Source organism: Rhizobium sp. WYCCWR 11128, from assembly GCF_013416305.1.
Taxonomy (GTDB): Bacteria; Pseudomonadota; Alphaproteobacteria; order Rhizobiales; family Rhizobiaceae; genus Rhizobium; species Rhizobium indicum.
Genome location: NZ_JACCEZ010000005.1, coordinates 162,294 through 179,923 on the forward strand (window position 1 = coordinate 162,294; position 17,630 = coordinate 179,923).

The following is a 17,630-nucleotide window of genomic DNA, read 5'->3' on the forward strand; positions in this document are numbered from 1 at the left end:
ACGCAAAACCGCTCTCGCACTTTTGCTGGAATTCCTCCTGGACCGCCGACGATTTCATGACGGATATAGATTAGATGAGCCGCCTCGACAGCTTCATTCGCCGGTTGACGGCTCAACGCGACATTTTGAACTCGATCATCGATCTGGTGGGGGAAACGCCAGGCCCGGTGCTGGAGTTCGGCCTCGGCAACGGCCGCACCTATGATCACCTGCGCGAGAACTTTCCCGGCAGGCGCATCGTCGCTTTCGACTGGGAAGTCCGTTCCTATTCGGCCTCGACACCATCGGCAGAAGACATGGTGACCGGCAATATCCGCGAGTCCGGCCAGGCCTTCGTCGGCATCGGCGCAGCCCTTGCCCATGCCGATATCGGCACCGGTCATGACGAGATCGACGCGGTGACGCTGACCTGGCTGCCGCAGCTGATGGCCGGCGTGCTCGCCCATGACGGCATCGCCGTCAGCGGGCTGCCGCTGGAGCATCCCGAGCTGATGGCGCTGCCGTTGCCAGACGGCATCAAGGAAGGCCGGTATTTCCTGTATCGGAGGAAGTAGCATCAGCAATTGAAAGTGCTACAGCGCCGCGGCTCTCGAAAAGACGCGCGGCGCTGCCGTGTTTCGGTTCACGCCACCAGACCCTTGGTCAGTTCCAGCGCCTGCCGTTCGAACAGCCGGCGATAGATACCGTTATTGAGCCTGATCAGCGCCTGATGATCGCCTTCTTCGACAATCTTTCCCTTGTCGAAGACCAGCAGCCGGTCCAGCGCTCGCACCGTGGACAGCCGGTGGGCGATGACGAGCGTCGTGCGGCCGTTCATCAGGCGTTCCATGGCCTGCTGGATCTGCACCTCGCTCTCGCTGTCGAGGCTCGACGTCGCCTCGTCCAGGATCAGCACCGGCGCATCGGCCAGGAAGGCCCGGGCAATGGCGACACGCTGCCGCTCGCCGCCCGACAGCTTGACGCCGCGTTCCCCAACCATCGTCTCATAGCCCTTGGGAAGGTCCATGATGAAGTCGTGGGCACTCGCCTGTTTCGCCGCCTGCTCGATCTCGCGCCGCGAGGCGTTAGGCCGGCTATAGGCGATGTTTTCCGCCAGCGTGCGGTGGAACAGGATAGGCTCCTGTTGCACGATGGCGATCTGGCCGCGCAGACTGGATTGCTTGACCGCCGCGATATCCTGTCCGTCGATGCGGATTTCGCCCGAGTTGACGTCATAGAGGCGCTGGATGAGCTTGACGAAGGTCGTCTTGCCCGAGCCCGAATGCCCGACCAGGCCGACGCGCTCACCCGGCTTGATGGTGACCGAGAAATCCTCATAAAGCGGGGTGGGATGCGCGCCATACTGGAAGGTGATGCGATCGAAGACGATCTCGCCCTCGCCAATCTCGATCGGCTTGGCGTTCGGCTTGTCCTCGATGCCGAGCGGCATCTTGTCGAGCAGCACCAGTTCCTCCATGTCGTTGACGGCACGCTGCAGATTGCGGATGTCCTGGCCGACATTGCGCAGATAGCCCTGCAGGACGAAGAACATCGCCAGCACGAAGGTGATGTCGCCAGGCGTCGCCAGCCCCTGCCGCCACATGATCAGGCCCGTTCCCAGAATGCCGGCCTGCATGGAAACCATCAGGAAACCCTGGATCGTGCCGCTCAATGTGCCGCGCTTCCATGTCCGCCGCGTGCGGCTGTCCCATTTCGCCATCACGTGGCGCAGGCGCACCTCTTCGCGGCCTTCGGCGCCGAAGGCCTTGACCACCGAATTGCAGCTGATGGCATCCGCCAGCGCGCCGCCCAGCTTGGTGTCCCAAGCATTGGCAAGCCGTGCCGCCGGCGACACGAAGCCCATGGAAAGCGCCACGGTCACGCCGATATAGATCAGCGACCCGGCAGCAACGATCAGGCCCATGATCGGCCAATAGCTGCCGAGCACGATGCTTGCGCCGACCAGCATGACGATGGACGGCAGCAGGGCGACCAGCAGCAGGTCGTTGAGCTGGTCGAGCGCCCACATGCCACGGGTGATCTTGCGCACCGTCGAACCGGCAAAGCTGTTGGCGTGCCAGTCGGTCGAGAACCGCTGCACCTTATGGAAACCGTTATTCGTCACATCCGCCATGGTGCGCAGCGTCAGCCGGATAATGCCGTTGAAGATGAACCAGCGCAGTGCCACGCTGGTCAGGCCCAGTGCCACGACGATGACGAAAGCACGCAGCGCCCGGCCAGCCGCATCGCCGCCGGCAATGGCATCGACGATCCGGCCGGAAAACACCGGCACCATGACTTCGGCCAGGGTGCTGGCAATGACCAACACGATGATGATGCCCACCAATACTGGCCGATGGCGCCAATGATGGAAAACAAAGCCGAGCACATGGCGATAGGCATCGGCGCGGAAATCGAGCTTCTTGCGAGTCATTTTAATCGCTCGGCGCCGTGTCGGCGACCGGTCCTCAAAATCGAGAGTTGGATGGCACAGCCCAAGCGGGAGACGAAATGATCCCGCGGACCAATCGGGCTATGAATTAAGGGAAAACCGCATGTCGGGCGCGCTCGAGGCGGGCCGCGAATGGAAATGACCTAGTGTCGGGACATTCCGCACGGGAAGGTTTCGATGATTGCTGGTGTCATGCAACGCCTCCCTTATGTTCGAACTAAAGCGGTCAGCGTTTTGTACCGAAGCAATTCGCCATTGCCAAGCGGATATTTGCAACCTTACGGAAAGTGATGCGGAAACGACACACCTTGTGAGCTTGCGACCGCTCAGGAGGCGCAGGAATGGGATGTGGCCGGGCGCTTGGCCAGTTTCGCCTCGAAGTCGGCCGCGATTTTGTCTAGCGTCACGCTGTCCAACCGCCGCAGGAGCAGGGCCTGGGCTTCTTTCATCGCGTCGCCGAGGACGACATTCACCGCCTGTTCCACCAGGCATTGCGGCTGGTCGTCGGCCGGGCCGATGGCGAAGAGATGCGGTTCGCCGATGGCGTTATAGACGTCGAGCAGGGTGATGTCGGACAAGGGACGCACCAGCGTCCAGCCGCCGCCATGGCCCTTTTCGGAGCGGACGTAGCCCTGTTCGCGAAGGCCGGCCATGGTGCGGCGGACGACGACGGGATTGGTGTTCAGCATCTTTGCAATCATGTCGGAGGTCGCCGAATGCTGGTGCTTATCCATGTGGATCAGCACGTGCAGCATGCGTGAAAGGCGGCTGTCATTGCGCATGGGTCTCTTCCTGTCGATCGGACGGCCATTATCGCAAAGGGATCGTAACAAGACAAGTAACATGATGCTTGACGACATTGATTCATGTAACTTATGTTGAGTCATGAGTCCAATATCAAGGAAGAGTTCCATGTCGTTCGAAGCCATCATCATCGGCGGAAACTTTGCCGGCCTTTCGGCAGCGATGCAGCTGGCCCGGGCACGGCGGCGCGTTCTGCTCGTCGATGCCGGCGCGCCGCGCAATCGTTTTTCTGAAGCCTCGCACGGTTTCCTCGGCCAGGACGGCCAGACGCCGGCGGCGATCATGCGGGAGGGAAAACGGCAGCTTTCGCTTTATCCGACCATCACCATCCGCGAGGGGAAAGTCGTCCGGGCGCAAAGCGATGGTGACGCCTTCACTATCGGCACCGAAGACGGCGGCGAGGAACGAGCCGCGCGCATCGTGCTCGCAACCGGTGTTAGCGACACGCTGCCCGAAATCCCCGGCCTCAAGGAGCGATGGGGCCGCTCCGCGCTGCACTGCCCCTATTGCCACGGTTTTGAGGTCGGCGGCGGCAAGCTCGGCGTTCTCGCAAACCATCCGCATTCGGCTCATTCGGCCATGATGATCCCGGACTGGGGTGCGACGACCTTTTTCACCCAAGCGCTGTTCGAGCCCGATGAAGAGCAATTGGTGAAGTTGACGGCCCGTGACGTCCGGATCGAACGCAGCCCTATCGTGGAATTGTTGGGCGACAAACCGAAGCTTGAGGCCGTTCGCCTCGCCGATGCCCGCGTCGTGCCGCTGGACGCCATCTTCGTCGCTCCGAGAACGGCGATGGCGAGCACGATTGCCGAACAGCTCGGCTGCGCCTTCGACGACGGCCCGTTCGGGCCAATCGTTCGGATCGCCGATAACAAGGAAACCACCATCAAGGGCGTCTTTGCCGCCGGCGATGCGGCAAGCGCCATGCACAATGCCACGCTCGCCTCCGCCTCAGGCGTGCTCGCCGGCGTGCACTGCCATCAATCGCTTGTCATGCAGTCGGCCGCTTAGGGCGGAAACAGCACGTTAAACGGGTGGAATTCTCCCCAACAGGTCAGGGACACGTGCACCTCGCGGTCATCGAGGTGAAAATCTCAACGCGTTAATCATTGCTTTTAAAATAATGAGCCGATGCAACCGACTTATTGCAATTTCTACGTTTGAATTGTAGCTGTTTTCATCTGAATGACTATCAAGCAAGACGATGGTGAGACCGTGGATCACCGCGCTTGCAGCAAGCAGAAATGGGGGGATTTCAATGGGGTTTACTGAAGCTGTTCGGACTGTTCTGAAGCAGAAATATGCGACCTTTTCCGGCAGGGCTTCCCGGTCGGAATATTGGTGGTTCGTGCTATTCTATCTGCTGGCGCTGTTCGCACTCATAATTCCGGCCTTTATACTCGCCTTCGCTACCAGTGGCGGCGGAGCCCCGTCACCGGTTCACTATACCGTGGTCATCTGGATGTTGTTCACACTCGCAATTTTTTTGCCGCTGACATCTCTTCAGGTTCGCCGCTTCCATGATCGCAACATTTCCGGTTGGTGGTATCTCGCGCTGTTTATCGGGAGCTTCGTTCCCTATGTCGTTCTCGTCACCGCCCCAGTGACTATTGTTATTTCCGTGCTCCCGGGCACAGAAGGTCCGAACAAGTTCGGGGCGGATCCGCTGCGTCCGGAACGAAGCGCGGAGGTCTTTGCTTAGAGCATGACCATTCGCAAGGCCGACCTGCTGTGGCTGTGTGCTCGCCGCAAATGATGATTGGACGGTGGGATCCGATCCCTCCTATCGATGTAACTCTGAAAGAATAGTGGTTCTGAGCGGCGAATTGACTTCGGAAATTCGCCGAGGTGTATGGCGCCGAAGGATTGTATTTTAAGGGCAGGGGTAATGAAGCTACGTATTTTAGGCGCTTTCGCGCTTGTTCTTGCTGCTACGGGTCACGCTCAGGCTGGCGATCGCACAGCCGCGGCAGCAACCTTCTTTCGTGATGTGACGAAATCGACATGCGGTTTCAAGATGACGCCAGAGTCGGCGTTAAAAGCTGCAACCACTCTTGGAATGTCGGATCCTATTAGCGAGCCATCGCTTTCTGCGGTGGTTGCAATTTGTGGAGAGGTAAAAAAAGGAAACAAAAGCAAAACCATTGTAATCCAGGTTCCCGACAACCGAAAAGTGCTTCGGAAAGTCATGATTGAAAGAGCCAAGTGGTGGCAAGCATGATGAGAGCGGCAGGGCTTGGCGGAGATGACAAACCTGCTGTAACTGCTGGATACCCAAGGAAGTGACAAGTGCTGCATATTCACCGCGTGTCTTCGCGGTGAATGACTCAATTGCCGCAGGGGAAATAGTCTCTCCGGCATTCACGGCCGAACATCTAAGGCAAAAACAGCACGTTGTACTGATCGACATCGCTCGGCAGGTCCCGCACCCTCATCTCCTCCTCGCGATCCTCGAAGAGGACCAGGCAATCCTCGTAGAAGCCTGATAGCATGGATATGAAGGCTTTCGTTCCCTCACGCCCGTAAAAGAGTGGCGTGAACTCCATGTAGAGCGGCACGCGGCGGGCAAGCAGCGGCTGCATTGAGCGGCAGGCGACCGGCTCGTAGCCCTCGATATCCATCCAGACGAGGCCGATTGCGACCGGGTCGATCGAAAGTCCGGCAAGGATCTCGGAAATCGGCTTTACCGGCACGCTGATCTTCCTGTCCGTCGGGCTTTGGCGGATGGCGCTGCTCTTGCCGTGATTATTGAGGTTGAGAAAAAAGTCGATCTCGCCTTCGCTCTCGCCGGCGGCGCAATTGACGAGTCGGACTTTTTCCTCCAGCCGGTTCTGGCGAATGTTAAGTTGAAGCAGCGGGAAATTACGTGGATCGGGCTCGATGCTGACGATCTTGATGTAGGTGTCGCTGAGGGCGAAATAGACGGTCTGGGTGCCGATATTGCCGCCGATCTCGAGCAGCGTCGCGTCTTTTCGCAAAAGGCCGCGCTCGCGCAGGATGACGATCAGCCGGTCGACGGCCTCGCGCTCGAAATGGCCCTTCCGGAACACCTTGCGACCGATATAGTCGGCCGGCGAGAAGGTCATCAGGTGGTCGCCGGCATCGACCGTCATCGAGACGACGCGCGGGCCGATATTCTCGATCAGCAGGCGGCGGCCGAAGCGGGTGTCGAAGAAGCGCGAAGCGGCCGCATTGCGCGCCTTGCGCAGCCGGCGGCTCCAGTATTTGGCGGTCAGCCAGGGCTTGCCAGGCATCAGGCTTTTCCTTCGAGCGGCTCTGCCGCTTTCTCTCTCGGAATGACGTAGACTTTCAAGGGCAGGGCCCGGCCGCGTACACTGATTTCACGGCTTTCGATGCCGGCGAGGTTAGCACCCGAAAGGCTCGCCACCGGCTCGGAGATGACGATCGCCGCCTCGAACTCCTTGGCAGCACTTTCCAACCGGCTCGCGACATTCACGGTATCGCCGATCGCCGTCATGCTGCGCACCCGGCCGTATCCCATCGTGCCGACGACGGCCGGGCCGGTGTGAATGCCGATCGCGATGCGCAACGGCAGCGCCAGTTCGTCGGCCAGCTCGGCGGCGAGTTTCTCGATCTCGGCGACGATCGCCGCGGCCGCGTTGAGCGCCTGGCGACAGGCTTCCTCCGGTGCGGTGTTGAGCCCGAAGAGCGCCATGGCGCCGTCGCCGATGAACTTGTCGAGCCGCCCGCCCGACTGCTCCACCGCCTTGCCGATGATGGCGAAATAGCGGTTCAGCAGGAAGACGACGTCGAAGGGCAGGCGGGTTTCCGTCAGCGTGGTGAAATGGCGGATATCGACGAAGAGCACGGCGATCTCGCGCTCGCGGCCGGGGCTCGTCTCCTGGCTGTTGGCGGGAAGGGCCGCCTCGATCGCCGGCACGAGAAGCGGCGCGACGGCAACGTTGCCGTTCGGGCGAAGCTGGCAGGCGAGCCGGACATCCGGGCCGGCATTGATGCGCCTCAGTGTCGTCTGTTCCATCTTGTCGGGGGCAGGCAGGCTTTCGTAATCGCCAAGGATCTGCACGCGACAGGTGGAGCACTGGCCCTTGCCGCCGCAGACGGCATAATGCGGCAGGCCGCCGAGCCGGCTTGCCTCCAGCACCGAGAAGCCGCGCGGCACACGGATCACCTCGCCGCCCGGATAATTCACGGCGACCTGGTCAAGCCGCTCCTTCAACTTGCGCCGGGCGCGGGCGACGACGACGATGAGCAGCGAGGCCGAGAAGGCGCCGTAGAGCCCGGCGCGGATCATGGCGACCTGACGGTGAACCTCCGGGTTCGAGGCGTAACGGGTGTTGACGCCCTCCTTGTAAGCGCTGACCGTCATTGACTGCTGGTAGGAAGGGTCGGCGAGCGTCCTGCCCATTTCGACGAAGCCGAGCAGCGAGAGCACCGGCACGAGGATGGCGAGTGCCAGCATGAGCGGTGCGAAGTCCGGGTACCAGGAGCGGTAGCGCAGCCAGAAATGGATGCCGATGCAGCCGTGGATCCAGACGGCGACGACGGCGAGCGCCTGCCGCGCGCCGTTCGCCGGAGACCTGATCCACAGCGAACTGACGACCGTCTCGTAGTCGTCGATATAGCCATAGAACTCGTGGGCGATGCGCGTGCCGATGACATGATCGAGGAGAAGCAGCGGGATCATCAGGCCGAGCACAATCTGCGCCATTTCCCCCTTCGGCATGACCAGGCTGCGGCGCATGTAGATGGCGCGCAGCACCAGCGCGATATGGATTAGCACCGACGAATAGAAGACGGTGGTCCCCAGGGGATTACGCCAGATCGCCAGGAAGAGGTGGGCGGCTTTATCGGCGGCTGCGACGGAAATCAGGCCAATCGCATGGTTCGACAAATGCAGCACGACGAAGATGAAAATGACGAGGCCGGAACCGAGCCTCGCCCTTCTGATCGTACGTTCCGAAAAAATCCCTGTGGCCGAGACCGTCGTCATTCATTCCCGTTCTTGTCGATGTAACCGCAGGCCCATAGAGATTGGGAAAGAGGCGGAATTGCTTCGATGGCGATCACATTCCATATGCTTATGCGCAAGTTTTCGGCAAAGGGACAATAGCGGAATTTTCCCGACAGGCGCGAAAGTTGTAAACAGTGTGTCTTACCTGAGGTGTCCCAATGCAGGTGGCTTTCTACGCGCCGATGAAATCGCCGAACCATCCGGTGCCGTCGGGCGACCGTTTGATGGCGCGGCTGCTGATCCGGGCGCTGGAGCTTGGCGGGCATCAGGTCGAAGTCGCCTCCGAATTCCGCACCCATGCCTCGACACCGGAGGCGGCAGCCGCGCTCGAACCCGCCATCGGCGCCGAACTGGAGCGGCTGCGGCTGAGATGGAAATCTGGGCCGCGACCGGAACTCTGGTTCTGCTACCACCCCTATTACAAATCGCCCGATCCCTTCGGGCCGGCGATTTCTGCCGAATTCGCCATTCCCTATGTCACTGCCGAAGCCTCCTATGCGGCAAAACGCGACCGAACCGGCTGGGCAACATCACAGAAGCTGGTGGGCGAGGCGATCATGCAGGCGGCGGTCAATATCAGCTTCACCGAGCGTGACCAGGCCGGGCTTGCCGCCGTCTTTCCGCAGGCGGGCCTTGCCAGGCTGAAACCCTTCATCGACACGGCGTTGTTCGAGAACGTGTCGCCGGCGCCCGATCCGCGCCGGCTGATGACGGTCGCGATGATGCGGGCCGGCGACAAGATGGACAGTTATGCGATGCTTGCGAGAGCATTGCGGCTGATCGAAGACCGGCCCTGGACGATTGCCGTCATCGGCGATGGTCCGATGCGCCAGGAGGTACAGGCGGTGTTTGCCGAGTTTCCTGGCCGGATCGAATGGCTGGGCGAGCGCAATGCCGTCGAGATCGCCGAACTGCTCGGGCGCGGCGGCGTCTATGTCTGGCCCGGATGCGGTGAGGCCTATGGCCTTGCCTACCTGGAAGCCCAGGCCGCCGGCCTGCCTGTCGTCGCTCAGGAAACGGCAGGCGTGCCAGCGGTGGTCGAGGCTGGCGTGACCGGCCTGCTGACGCCGGATGGCGATGTCACTGCCTATGCCGAGGCCCTGGCTGCCCTGCTTGACGACAGGCAAAGGCGCGACGCCATGGGGCAGGCGGCGCGGCGCTTCGTGCTCGGCGAGCGATCGCTTGCGACGGCGGCGCAGGTATTGAACGGAATTTTGCGCGACAGCGCAGCAACAGGAGTGACGTGATGACCGACTGGATAGCCTGGGACCCCCTGCACCATGAGCTTGACCGCTGGCAGGCCGCCGACCGGGTGGCGCGGTTCTGGCTGCGGGACGACGACGCCGTTGAGCCGACCCAGGCGCTGGAGACGTTGATGGCGCTCGCCTGTCAAAGCGAGGTTCCGCTGACACTCGCCGTCATTCCCGGCTTGACCGGCGAGGCATTGGCCGCGCGCCTGGTGGAAGACGCAGCCGTCGCTGTCGCGGTGCATGGCTGGTCTCATACGAACCATGCGGGGCCGGAGAGAAAAAAGCAGGAACTCGGCGGCGACCGGCCGGCAGATGTCGTGCTCGGCGAGTTGGGTGAAGGGTTCCGGCTGCTGCAGCGGCTGCATCCGGCCCGCTTCCTGCCGGTGCTGGTGCCGCCGTGGAACCGGATCGACGCGGCCCTCATCCCGGCGCTGCCCGGTCTCGGATTTGCAGCACTGTCGGTCTATGGGCGGGCAAATCAGGGTGGCCCGGTGCCGCTCCTCAACACCCATGTCGACATCATCGACTGGCATGGCACGCGCGGCGGACGAAGCGAGGCGGACCTGGTGGCCGAGCTGGTGGCCGAGCTTCGCCACCGGTTTGCCGGGAGCGACGAGCCTGTCGGCGTGCTCACCCACCATCTGGTGCATGATGCAGCCGCGTGGGACTTCCTGTCGGCCTTGTTTGCAGTGACGGGCCGGCATCCGACCGTCCGCTGGTCGCCGGCGTCGGAACTGCTAGGGCCTTAGACATTGCCGATCAGGCGGCGTGAACGCGTCCGAGGAACTCTCGCATGAGTGCTACGACATCATTGAGATGCGTCTCGAGCAGCCAGTGCCCGCCGCCGAGCAGATGGAGTTCGGCATCCGGCAGATCGCGCAGATAGGCCCGAGCCGACTTTTCCGGCATGTAGTGGTCGTTCGGACCCCAGACGATCAAGGTCGGCGGCCGGTATTCGCTGAGATATTTGCGGTGTTCCGGGAACCAGGCCCGGTTCTCCTTCAGTCCGGCGATGAGGTCTATGGCGATGTCCTTGCGCCGCGGCGTGATCAGCGACCAATGCAGCTTCCAGAGATCGGGCGGGATCGTATCGGCCAAAGCAGGCGGCAGATCGTTGAGGAACTCCTCCTTGAAGGCCGCCTCGCTGATCGCCTCCGCCAGCACCTTCCTCATCTCCGATCTCGGAAGCGTCCATGTCGCCTCGATATCCGCATATTTCGGTCCGAGGGCATCTTCATAGGGGATATCGCCATTCTGGATGATCAGCCCGGCGACGCGGTGAGGGTCTTTGATTGCCAACCGCGCACCGATAGGCGACCCGAAGTCGTGGAGGTAGAGCACAAACCGGTCGACATGCATCGCATCGACGAAGGCCTCCAGCCAGGCGGCATATCCATCGAAGCTATAGTCGAAATCATCCGGCGTACCGCTATAGCCCGCACCCGGGAAATCCGGCGCAATCAGGCGCCAACGGTCGGCAAGGCGCGGCATTAGATTGCGAAATTCATAGGATGAGCAGGGATATCCGTGCGGCAGCAACAAGACCGGTGCATCTTCCCGGCCGGCCTCGCGGTAAAAAGTCTCGACGCCTGCAACCGTCATCCAGCGATGTCGGACGAGAGTGGCCATCAGAAAGCTCCTCAGAACCGTTCTTCACTTTCGGTCTTCGTCATACTGCTTGGCGCCTTCCACCGGTCGCAGCCACGGTTCACGGCGTTTGATCCAGAGTTCGTAGCTCGGCACCAGAGGCGTCGGCGCCTCGGAGAGGATGCCAAGCTTGATTTCCGCCTCCCGGTCATCGGCGGAAAACAGCCGCGAGCCGCAACCGGTACAGAAATGCCGACCTTGGAACGCGCCAGTTTCCCCTGAATGTTCGAATTGGCCGGCGGGCCAGATCCCATAAAAGGTAAAAGCCGAACCGCTTTCCTGCCTGCAGTCCGTGCAATGACAAATTCCAACGCGCAAGGGTTCGCCCCGGACAGAAATACGCACCTGCCCGCAAAGACACTTTCCGGAAAGCACGGTCATGACGGATCCCTGTTTCGTTGATTTGCGCTGCCGGGAAAACGGTCCGGCCCGGCATCTGTTCCTTCGTGACGTCGCCGGCATGCCAGTTCGACGAATGGGCTCTCTGTCGAAGAGCTTCGGACTGGCAAGATGAAGGCGGCCTTCGGCGGCCTGCTAAAGCATGTCGCGCAAAAGTGTGCAGCGGTTTTGCGACAACGACATGCGTAAAAACAAAGATCTAAAGCGCGACGAGCGAATCTGAAAGATCGCGACGTGCTTTAGATCACCACGGTCTGATTGTCGCGGGCGGCAAAAGATTCGGGGAAGGCGGCCTGCGCCTGCATTTCCATCTCCGCCAGCTGTTCGTCCGTGCGCGAGGGGGCGTGGTGGAACAGCGCGAAGCGCTTGGTGCCCGCCATTTTCGCAAGCTCGGTGCCATGCTGCCACGTCGAATGGCCGAAGCCCTTGAAACGCTGCATCTCGTCTTCATTGTATGTGCAGTCGTAGACGACGAGATCGGCGTCCCGCATCATCTCCAGCGAGACCGGATCATAGCTGCCGGGAATATGCTCGATATCATAGACGAGAGCGACCGAACGGCCCTGCCATTCGATGCGGTAGCCGATGGCGCCGCCCGGATGGTTCAGCATGAAAGTCTTGATCTCGATGCCCGCATGCGGGGTCAGCACCTGACCGGCATGGAAATCCCGGAAGTTCATCGTCGCCTGACAGATGTCGGTCTTGACGGGAAACCAGGGCGGGCTGATGAACTGCTCGACCATTTCCCGCGTGCTCATCTTGCCATCGAGATGGCCGGACCAGATGTTGACGTTGATCGAGGGATAATAGATCGCCTTGAAGAAGGGCAGGCCAATGATGTGGTCGTAATGGCAGTGGCTGAAGAACAGGTCGACGTCGCTGACGCCGTCGGCGAGCATCGACAGCCCGGCCTCGCGCAGGCCCGAACCCGCGTCGAAGATCATCCGATGTTTTCCGCAGCGAATTTCGATGCAGGAAGTGTTACCGCCGTAGCGATCGAACTCGGGGCCTGACACGGGAATACTGCCGCGGACGCCCCAAAATTTTATTTGAAACAGTTCTGTCGTCATCGTTCTTCAAACCGGCCTTCCCGCATCGCCATCGTAGTCATAGTTCGTCTCTATGCGAAGCAGCAGAATTCCACGGGTTTGTCTGTTCCCCTTTGTATTCTCCTAACCGCTAGCGGAAGAAGAAGTAGATTTTCCTAAGCAATCGGCTTTCGGCTCGGAAAGCAACCCGGTATGGTTGGTTTTCGGTAAACAGGCTGCTGAGGACGGGGGACATTTTCCCGTAAGTCATGCCTATTAGATGGTTGCGCGCGATTGAAAAAACAATTGCCGCCATGTTGAGCCGAAAATCCCGTCTTGAAAGCAGCACGAACGCGGCGCCGAAGGGGCTGTCCGAAACGACATGTGGCGCGTGGATTCTCGTTCGGCCCGCTCGCCCGGTTCTCCGGGAAAACCGCCATCATATGAGAAAATTGTGCTTCCTATTCCGCGAATGTTTCCTTGATTGGGAATGGCAAAAAGCGATATATCCGACGATACAGGAAATATAAGAGACTCGCCATGTTGCAGCCGGTTATCAACGAGACCATCGCCGAAAGCAGCTACAGGCGCATTCGGGCCGACATTATTTTTGGCCGGCTGGCTCCCGGACAAAAGTTGAAGCTGGAAAGCCTGAAGGAGAGCTACGAGACCAGCATCAGCACACTTCGGGAAGTGCTGAACCGGCTCTCCTCCGAGGGGCTTGTCCTCGCCGAGGGGCAAAAAGGTTTCGAAGTGTCCCCGGTGTCGGTTTCAGACCTCAAGGAGACGGCGGCGCTAAGGCTTCTCCTGGAAACACATGCGCTGGAGCAGTCGTTCGTGCATGGCGACGTGGAGTGGGAAGCTCCGCTGGTATCGGCGCATTACAAATTGGCGCGGATGGAACAGGTGATGGCCTCCGGTGATACCAGCCGGGCCGAGGACTGGAAGCGCTACGACTGGGAGTTCCATCAAGCCCTGATATCCGCCTGCGGGTCGAAACTGCTGATGGAGACGCATTCGGTGATCTTCGACAGATATCTCAGATATCAGATGGTTGCCTTGTCCTATCGAGGCGATGTCGCGGCCAATGAACACCAGCAGCTTTTGGATGCGGCATTGCGACGGGACGCGGAGACGGCCAAGCGGGTGCTTGTCCTGCATATTCAAGGCGGGGTCGAACATGCGCTGGCGAGAGGGACGCTGAGATAGACATGGTTCGGACGTTTCTCTTCGAGCTTCAGGTCCCGACGTAAATTGCATTTCGGCGAAATCAGGAAAAGCCATGCTCAAGCAAGTCCACGACCCGGCGGAAACAGTAAGCGATGTCGTCTTCCGACAGATCCGCGAGGATATCATATCGGGCACATTGCCGCCCGGGGCCAAGATCAAGCTGGAGCAGGCAAAGGAGCGCTACTCCATCGGCATTTCATCGCTGCGCGAAATTTTGAGCCGCCTGACCACGGAAAACCTCGTCGTCGCCGAGGGGCAGCGCGGTTTTGAAGTCAGCCCTGCTTCGCGCCGCGAACTCCTCGAACTCGCCGACCTCAGGATTGTTCTGGAAACACATGCGATCGGCCTTGCCTTCGCTGCGGGAAATCTTGAATGGGAAGGGCGCATCGTCGCCGCCCATCACCGGCTGGCTGCCGCCGAACGCAAGCTCCTTGCCGGCGACGTCTCGCGGACAGTCGACTGGGTTCGATACGATTGGGAGTTCCATCAGGCGATCGTCTCGGCCTGCAATTCGGCGACGCTGATGGCGACATTGTCATCCGTCTTCGACCGCTTTCTCCGCTACCATATGCTGGCCGAGAGTTTTCGCGGCAAGCCCGTGGTCGATGACCACAGGCTTTTGTTCGAGCTTTCCATTCGGCGCGACGTCGCCGGCGCGACCGACATCGTCAGGCGGCACGTTCAAAGCGGCGTGGACCATGTGCTGAAGAGCGGCCGGATTACTTAGCTCAATTCCAGGAAAAGTGCGACGCGGTTTTCCGTCCGGAATGCGCGAAACAAGAGGTTGGAGCGGCTCTGCGTTTTCATGAAAAGCTGAGCCGCTCCTAAACCATGGCTCAAGAGGCGTCTTTAGGAATTCCTTCCGGACGCATCTGTTTCTTCAGAGCGGCGATCCGGAAAATTGCGTTCGGGGCGCCGTAGCCGCGGTAGCCGCGGCGCTCGACGATCTCGAAAAAGAAACCCTCTCCATAGGTTCCGCTATAGAGCTGGAAATATTCGCCATGCTCGTCGCGGTCATAGAGGATGTTCTCCGCCTTCAGCCGCTCAGTCAATGCAGGATCGAGGCCGAAGCGTGCTTCGACGTCGTCATAGTAGTTCGGCGAAATGTGCAGTGATCTGAAACCGCAAACACGAAGGCTTTCGGCGGTCGCGAAGATGTCGTCGGTCAAGAACGCCAGATGCTGGATGCCGGCCCCGAATTTCTCGGCGATGAAATGTCCCGCCAGAGTGCGGCGATTCTCGGCGCCGTTCATGGTAATGCGCAGCGCCCCGGTGTCGTTCTCGACGACTTGACTGCGCACCACCCCGGCCGGATCGATGATATCGACCATCGGGGTCTTCCGCGTCTCGAAAATGGACGTGTAGAATAGAAGCCAGGTGAGCATTTCATCGTAACCGACCGTCTGGGCGACGTGATCAATGCGCAAAAGGCCTGCAGGCGGCGCGTCGCTGTCGTCGGTGACCGGCTGAAAGTCGATTTCGGAGAAGCGACCCAATGCGCTCTTGTCGTCGATGAGATAGACGATTCCGCCCCCGACACCGCGAATGGCGGGCAGCTCAAGCTCACCGTCTGCGACAGGCTGGGTGAATGGCTCGGCATCCAAGGCGAGCGCGCGCTCATAGGCCTTGGCCGCATCATCGACGATCAGGGCCATGGCATAGGCAAAAGTACCGTGAACGGCGTAGGCGGCGTTGGCGAATCCTGCCTGATCGACATTGACGAGGATGCGGATCTCGCCCTGCTCGAAGAGGGAGACTTTTTTCGTGCGGTGGACCGCCGTCTTTTTGAATCCGAGCGTGCGCAGCAATGCAACCAGCTCGACTTCGTCTTCCTCGTCTGTGGCAAACTCGACGAAGCCGACGCCCTTGACGGAAGGCCTTTCCGGCATCGCCGCCCCGGTCATGCTGCCGATGCCGAGATTGCGTCGTACCTGATCGCCGAGATAGATCAGGGAGCGGTGGCCATCGGCCGCGATCGCGCGCGACAAACCGCCTCGGAACTGGTCGTTGAAGATCTCCAGGGAGAAATATCCGTCGTAACCTGTTGCCGCGACGGCTTCGGTGAACGCCGTGACGGGAAGGTCGCCTTCACCCGGCATGTTTCGGAAGTGGCGGCTCCAATAGAGCAGGTCCATGTCGATATCAGGGGCATCGGCAAGCTGGACGATGAAGATTTTCTCTTTGGGAATTGAGCGGATCGAATTGACGTCGATCTTCCGCGACAAGGTGTGGAAGCTGTCGAGGATAAGACCGATATTCGGATGATCGGCGCGACGGACGATCTCCCAGGCGTCGCGATGGTCGCTGATATGGCGGCCCCAGGCAAGCGCCTCATAGCCCACCCTCAGTCCACGCCGGGCAGCACGCTCGCCAAGTTCATGAAAGTCCGCTGCCGCCCGGTCGATGCCGCCGATAGCGGCCGGCGAGACGTTGGAGCAGACAAGCACCAGCTCCGTTCCGAGCTGCTGCATCACGTCGAACTTCCGTTCCGCGCGGTCAAACGTACGGCTTCGCAAGGGCTCCGGCATGCCCTCGAAATCACGAAATGGCTGAAACAGGGTGATCTCCAGGCCATGGTCGCGGACGAGTTTTCCGACATCGGCCGGGCTTCCGTCGAAGGCGAGGAAGTCATTTTCGAAGATCTCGACGCCGTCGAAGCCCGCCCGGGCGATCGCCTCGAGCTTCTCCGGAAGTTCGCCGCTGATCGTTACAGTCGCAATCGAGGTCCTCATGTCAAACCCTTCCGATATCCGTGCGAGATTAAACGAGCGCCGAACACCACGATGCGTCACGGAAAATCGCTCGCTACTATTATGGCAAATGTCGTGAGGAATTCAAATAGCGTGTCTTATTATAAATTCTCATATGATTTTGAAAAACTCTGTTGATTTGACCGCTCGTCTCTGGCAATCATTGCTCACACAGTCAAAAGGTGAGGTGGCTGTCCGGTCGAGTGACCGCCAAAGGAGGAGGAATCACATGTTCAAATCTATGCTGACGCGCCGAAACGCGATGCTCGGAGCCGCGGCCCTGGTGGCTGCCGTCACCCTAGCGCAACCGGCCGCCGCCATCACGCCTGATGAAATCAAGGCTCGCGGCAAGATCATCGTCGGAATTCAGGGTGACAACCCGCCTTGGGGCTTCGTGACCAGCGGCGGCAAACAGGACGGCCTCGATGCCGACATCGCGACGCTGTTTGCCAAGGAACTGGGTGTTTCCGTCGAGTTCGTGCCGCTTGAAGTCAACAACCGCATTCCCGCACTGACGGCCGGCCGCGTCGACGTTCTGTTCGCGACGATGGCGATGCTGCCGGATCGCGCAAAGGCCGTGCAGTTCAGCAAGCCCTATGTTGCTAATGCCATCGTTCTGATTGGTCCGAAATCGGCTGAGATCAAGAAGAATGACGACATGGCCAAGTTCACGGTCGGCGTCGCCAAGGGTGCAGCCCAGGACACGCAGGTCACCAAGAACGCGCCGCCGAGCACGACCATCCGGCGCTATGATGGAGACGCCGCGAGCGTCCAGGCCCTGGTGTCCGGCCAGGTCGAGACGCTTGGTGGCAACATTTTCTACATGGACCGGGTGGAGAAGGCCCGTCCGGGCGAATTCGAAAACAAGCTTGAATTCCAGAAGCTCTACAACGGTGCTTGCACGCGTCTCGGCGAAAAGGAAATCAATGCGGCGCTCAACACCTTCATCGACAAGATCAAGGCAAACGGCGAACTCAAGGCAGTCTACGACAAGTGGATGAAGGTTCCGGTCCCGGAATTCCCGGAAACGCTGGAAGGCATTCCGTTCGCGGCGAACTGAGCGAACCGCAAAGGCGGACGAGGCCCGGCCTTCCG

Annotated in this window: 17 protein-coding genes; 9 read left to right on the plus strand and 8 right to left on the minus strand. The window is 60.3% G+C overall.

The genetic code is table 11. The annotated features are described in order from the left end of the window. Window positions 1-74 precede the first annotated feature (74 nt). The gene (locus HX898_RS17580) at window positions 75-554 is read left to right on the plus strand and encodes a class I SAM-dependent methyltransferase (protein WP_180195252.1); all 480 of its coding nucleotides are present in this window, start codon (window positions 75-77) and stop codon (window positions 552-554) included. A gap of 68 nt (window positions 555-622) precedes the next feature. Here HX898_RS17580 and HX898_RS17585 read toward each other — a convergent pair whose 3' ends face one another. Continuing rightward, entirely contained in the window at window positions 623-2,413 is a 1,791-nt protein-coding gene (locus HX898_RS17585; RefSeq protein ID WP_180195253.1) for an ABC transporter ATP-binding protein, read from the minus strand. A gap of 344 nt (window positions 2,414-2,757) precedes the next feature. Further along, window positions 2,758-3,213 (minus strand): Rrf2 family transcriptional regulator, encoded by a 456-nt coding sequence (locus HX898_RS17590; RefSeq protein ID WP_171598140.1) that lies wholly within the window; start codon window positions 3,211-3,213, stop codon window positions 2,758-2,760. A gap of 130 nt (window positions 3,214-3,343) precedes the next feature. On the opposite strand from HX898_RS17590, the gene HX898_RS17595 reads away from it, so the two are divergent. The 3 genes from HX898_RS17595 (at window position 3,344) to HX898_RS17605 (ending at window position 5,459) form a co-directional block, all read left to right on the plus strand. Continuing rightward, entirely contained in the window at window positions 3,344-4,249 is a 906-nt protein-coding gene (locus HX898_RS17595; protein ID WP_138389786.1) for an NAD(P)/FAD-dependent oxidoreductase, read from the plus strand. Window positions 4,250-4,496: 247 nt separating this feature from the next. After that, complete coding sequence (locus HX898_RS17600) at window positions 4,497-4,940, plus strand: DUF805 domain-containing protein (RefSeq protein ID WP_138389882.1); 444 nt, start codon at window positions 4,497-4,499, stop codon at window positions 4,938-4,940. Window positions 4,941-5,126: 186 nt separating this feature from the next. Next, complete coding sequence (locus HX898_RS17605) at window positions 5,127-5,459, plus strand: hypothetical protein (RefSeq protein WP_138389785.1); 333 nt, start codon at window positions 5,127-5,129, stop codon at window positions 5,457-5,459. 154 nt (window positions 5,460-5,613) lie between these two features. Here the strand turns inward: HX898_RS17605 and HX898_RS17610 are convergent, their stop codons facing one another. Both HX898_RS17610 and HX898_RS17615 read right to left on the minus strand, forming a co-directional pair. After that, window positions 5,614-6,492 (minus strand): FkbM family methyltransferase, encoded by an 879-nt coding sequence (locus HX898_RS17610; RefSeq protein WP_138389784.1) that lies wholly within the window; start codon window positions 6,490-6,492, stop codon window positions 5,614-5,616. Continuing rightward, a complete protein-coding gene (locus tag HX898_RS17615; protein WP_138389783.1) occupies window positions 6,492-8,210 on the minus strand; it encodes an adenylate/guanylate cyclase domain-containing protein in 1,719 nt (572 codons plus the stop codon). The genes HX898_RS17610 and HX898_RS17615 overlap by 1 nt, the downstream gene beginning before the upstream one ends. Window positions 8,211-8,389: 179 nt before the next feature. On the opposite strand from HX898_RS17615, the gene HX898_RS17620 reads away from it, so the two are divergent. Beyond that, the gene (locus tag HX898_RS17620; protein ID WP_138389782.1) at window positions 8,390-9,478 is read left to right on the plus strand and encodes a glycosyltransferase family 4 protein; all 1,089 of its coding nucleotides are present in this window, start codon (window positions 8,390-8,392) and stop codon (window positions 9,476-9,478) included. Further along, window positions 9,478-10,230: a polysaccharide deacetylase family protein gene (locus HX898_RS17625; protein WP_171598138.1), complete on the plus strand. Its 753-nt coding sequence runs from the start codon at window positions 9,478-9,480 to the stop codon at window positions 10,228-10,230. Before HX898_RS17620 ends, HX898_RS17625 begins: the two co-directional genes overlap by 1 nt. A 10-nt stretch (window positions 10,231-10,240) precedes the next feature. On the opposite strand, the gene HX898_RS17630 is transcribed toward HX898_RS17625, so the two are convergent. The 3 genes from HX898_RS17630 to HX898_RS17640 all read right to left on the minus strand — a co-directional run bounded on the left by HX898_RS17630 (window position 10,241) and on the right by HX898_RS17640 (window position 12,597). Beyond that, window positions 10,241-11,110 carry an alpha/beta hydrolase gene (locus HX898_RS17630; protein WP_171598137.1) on the minus strand — a complete coding sequence of 290 codons (870 nt, stop codon included), beginning with the start codon at window positions 11,108-11,110 and terminating at the stop codon, window positions 10,241-10,243. Between the two features lie 24 nt (window positions 11,111-11,134). Next, window positions 11,135-11,509: a GFA family protein gene (locus HX898_RS17635; protein WP_131713100.1), complete on the minus strand. Its 375-nt coding sequence runs from the start codon at window positions 11,507-11,509 to the stop codon at window positions 11,135-11,137. A 257-nt stretch (window positions 11,510-11,766) separates the two neighbouring features. After that, complete coding sequence (locus HX898_RS17640; protein WP_171598136.1) at window positions 11,767-12,597, minus strand: MBL fold metallo-hydrolase; 831 nt, start codon at window positions 12,595-12,597, stop codon at window positions 11,767-11,769. 498 nt (window positions 12,598-13,095) lie between these two features. Between HX898_RS17640 and HX898_RS17645 the strand changes: the two genes are divergently transcribed. Beyond that, window positions 13,096-13,764: a GntR family transcriptional regulator gene (locus HX898_RS17645; RefSeq protein ID WP_029872168.1), complete on the plus strand. Its 669-nt coding sequence runs from the start codon at window positions 13,096-13,098 to the stop codon at window positions 13,762-13,764. A gap of 73 nt (window positions 13,765-13,837) precedes the next feature. After that, complete coding sequence (locus HX898_RS17650) at window positions 13,838-14,512, plus strand: GntR family transcriptional regulator (RefSeq protein WP_138331591.1); 675 nt, start codon at window positions 13,838-13,840, stop codon at window positions 14,510-14,512. Window positions 14,513-14,621: 109 nt separating this feature from the next. Here the strand turns inward: HX898_RS17650 and HX898_RS17655 are convergent, their stop codons facing one another. After that, window positions 14,622-16,517, minus strand: a complete 1,896-nt coding sequence (locus tag HX898_RS17655; protein ID WP_171598135.1) for a sugar phosphate isomerase/epimerase and 4-hydroxyphenylpyruvate domain-containing protein — start codon at window positions 16,515-16,517, stop codon at window positions 14,622-14,624. Between the two features lie 247 nt (window positions 16,518-16,764). Here HX898_RS17655 and HX898_RS17660 point away from each other — a divergent pair, with 247 nt between their 5' ends. Beyond that, complete coding sequence (locus HX898_RS17660; protein ID WP_062940503.1) at window positions 16,765-17,595, plus strand: transporter substrate-binding domain-containing protein; 831 nt, start codon at window positions 16,765-16,767, stop codon at window positions 17,593-17,595. Window positions 17,596-17,630 lie beyond the last annotated feature (35 nt).

Coding starts and splice junctions, on each gene's coding strand:
- HX898_RS17625 (WP_171598138.1), top strand. CDS start 9,478: ATGACCGACTGGATAGCCTGGGACCCCCTGCACCATGAGCTTGACCGC.
- HX898_RS17660 (WP_062940503.1), top strand. CDS start 16,765: ATGTTCAAATCTATGCTGACGCGCCGAAACGCGATGCTCGGAGCCGCG.
- HX898_RS17585 (WP_180195253.1), bottom strand. CDS start 2,413: ATGACTCGCAAGAAGCTCGATTTCCGCGCCGATGCCTATCGCCATGTG.
- HX898_RS17650 (WP_138331591.1), top strand. CDS start 13,838: ATGCTCAAGCAAGTCCACGACCCGGCGGAAACAGTAAGCGATGTCGTC.
- HX898_RS17615 (WP_138389783.1), bottom strand. CDS start 8,210: ATGACGACGGTCTCGGCCACAGGGATTTTTTCGGAACGTACGATCAGA.
- HX898_RS17605 (WP_138389785.1), top strand. CDS start 5,127: ATGAAGCTACGTATTTTAGGCGCTTTCGCGCTTGTTCTTGCTGCTACG.
- HX898_RS17640 (WP_171598136.1), bottom strand. CDS start 12,597: ATGACGACAGAACTGTTTCAAATAAAATTTTGGGGCGTCCGCGGCAGT.
- HX898_RS17635 (WP_131713100.1), bottom strand. CDS start 11,509: ATGACCGTGCTTTCCGGAAAGTGTCTTTGCGGGCAGGTGCGTATTTCT.
- HX898_RS17655 (WP_171598135.1), bottom strand. CDS start 16,517: ATGAGGACCTCGATTGCGACTGTAACGATCAGCGGCGAACTTCCGGAG.
- HX898_RS17580 (WP_180195252.1), top strand. CDS start 75: ATGAGCCGCCTCGACAGCTTCATTCGCCGGTTGACGGCTCAACGCGAC.
- HX898_RS17590 (WP_171598140.1), bottom strand. CDS start 3,213: ATGCGCAATGACAGCCGCCTTTCACGCATGCTGCACGTGCTGATCCAC.
- HX898_RS17600 (WP_138389882.1), top strand. CDS start 4,497: ATGGGGTTTACTGAAGCTGTTCGGACTGTTCTGAAGCAGAAATATGCG.
- HX898_RS17620 (WP_138389782.1), top strand. CDS start 8,390: ATGCAGGTGGCTTTCTACGCGCCGATGAAATCGCCGAACCATCCGGTG.
- HX898_RS17645 (WP_029872168.1), top strand. CDS start 13,096: ATGTTGCAGCCGGTTATCAACGAGACCATCGCCGAAAGCAGCTACAGG.
- HX898_RS17595 (WP_138389786.1), top strand. CDS start 3,344: ATGTCGTTCGAAGCCATCATCATCGGCGGAAACTTTGCCGGCCTTTCG.
- HX898_RS17630 (WP_171598137.1), bottom strand. CDS start 11,110: ATGGCCACTCTCGTCCGACATCGCTGGATGACGGTTGCAGGCGTCGAG.
- HX898_RS17610 (WP_138389784.1), bottom strand. CDS start 6,492: ATGCCTGGCAAGCCCTGGCTGACCGCCAAATACTGGAGCCGCCGGCTG.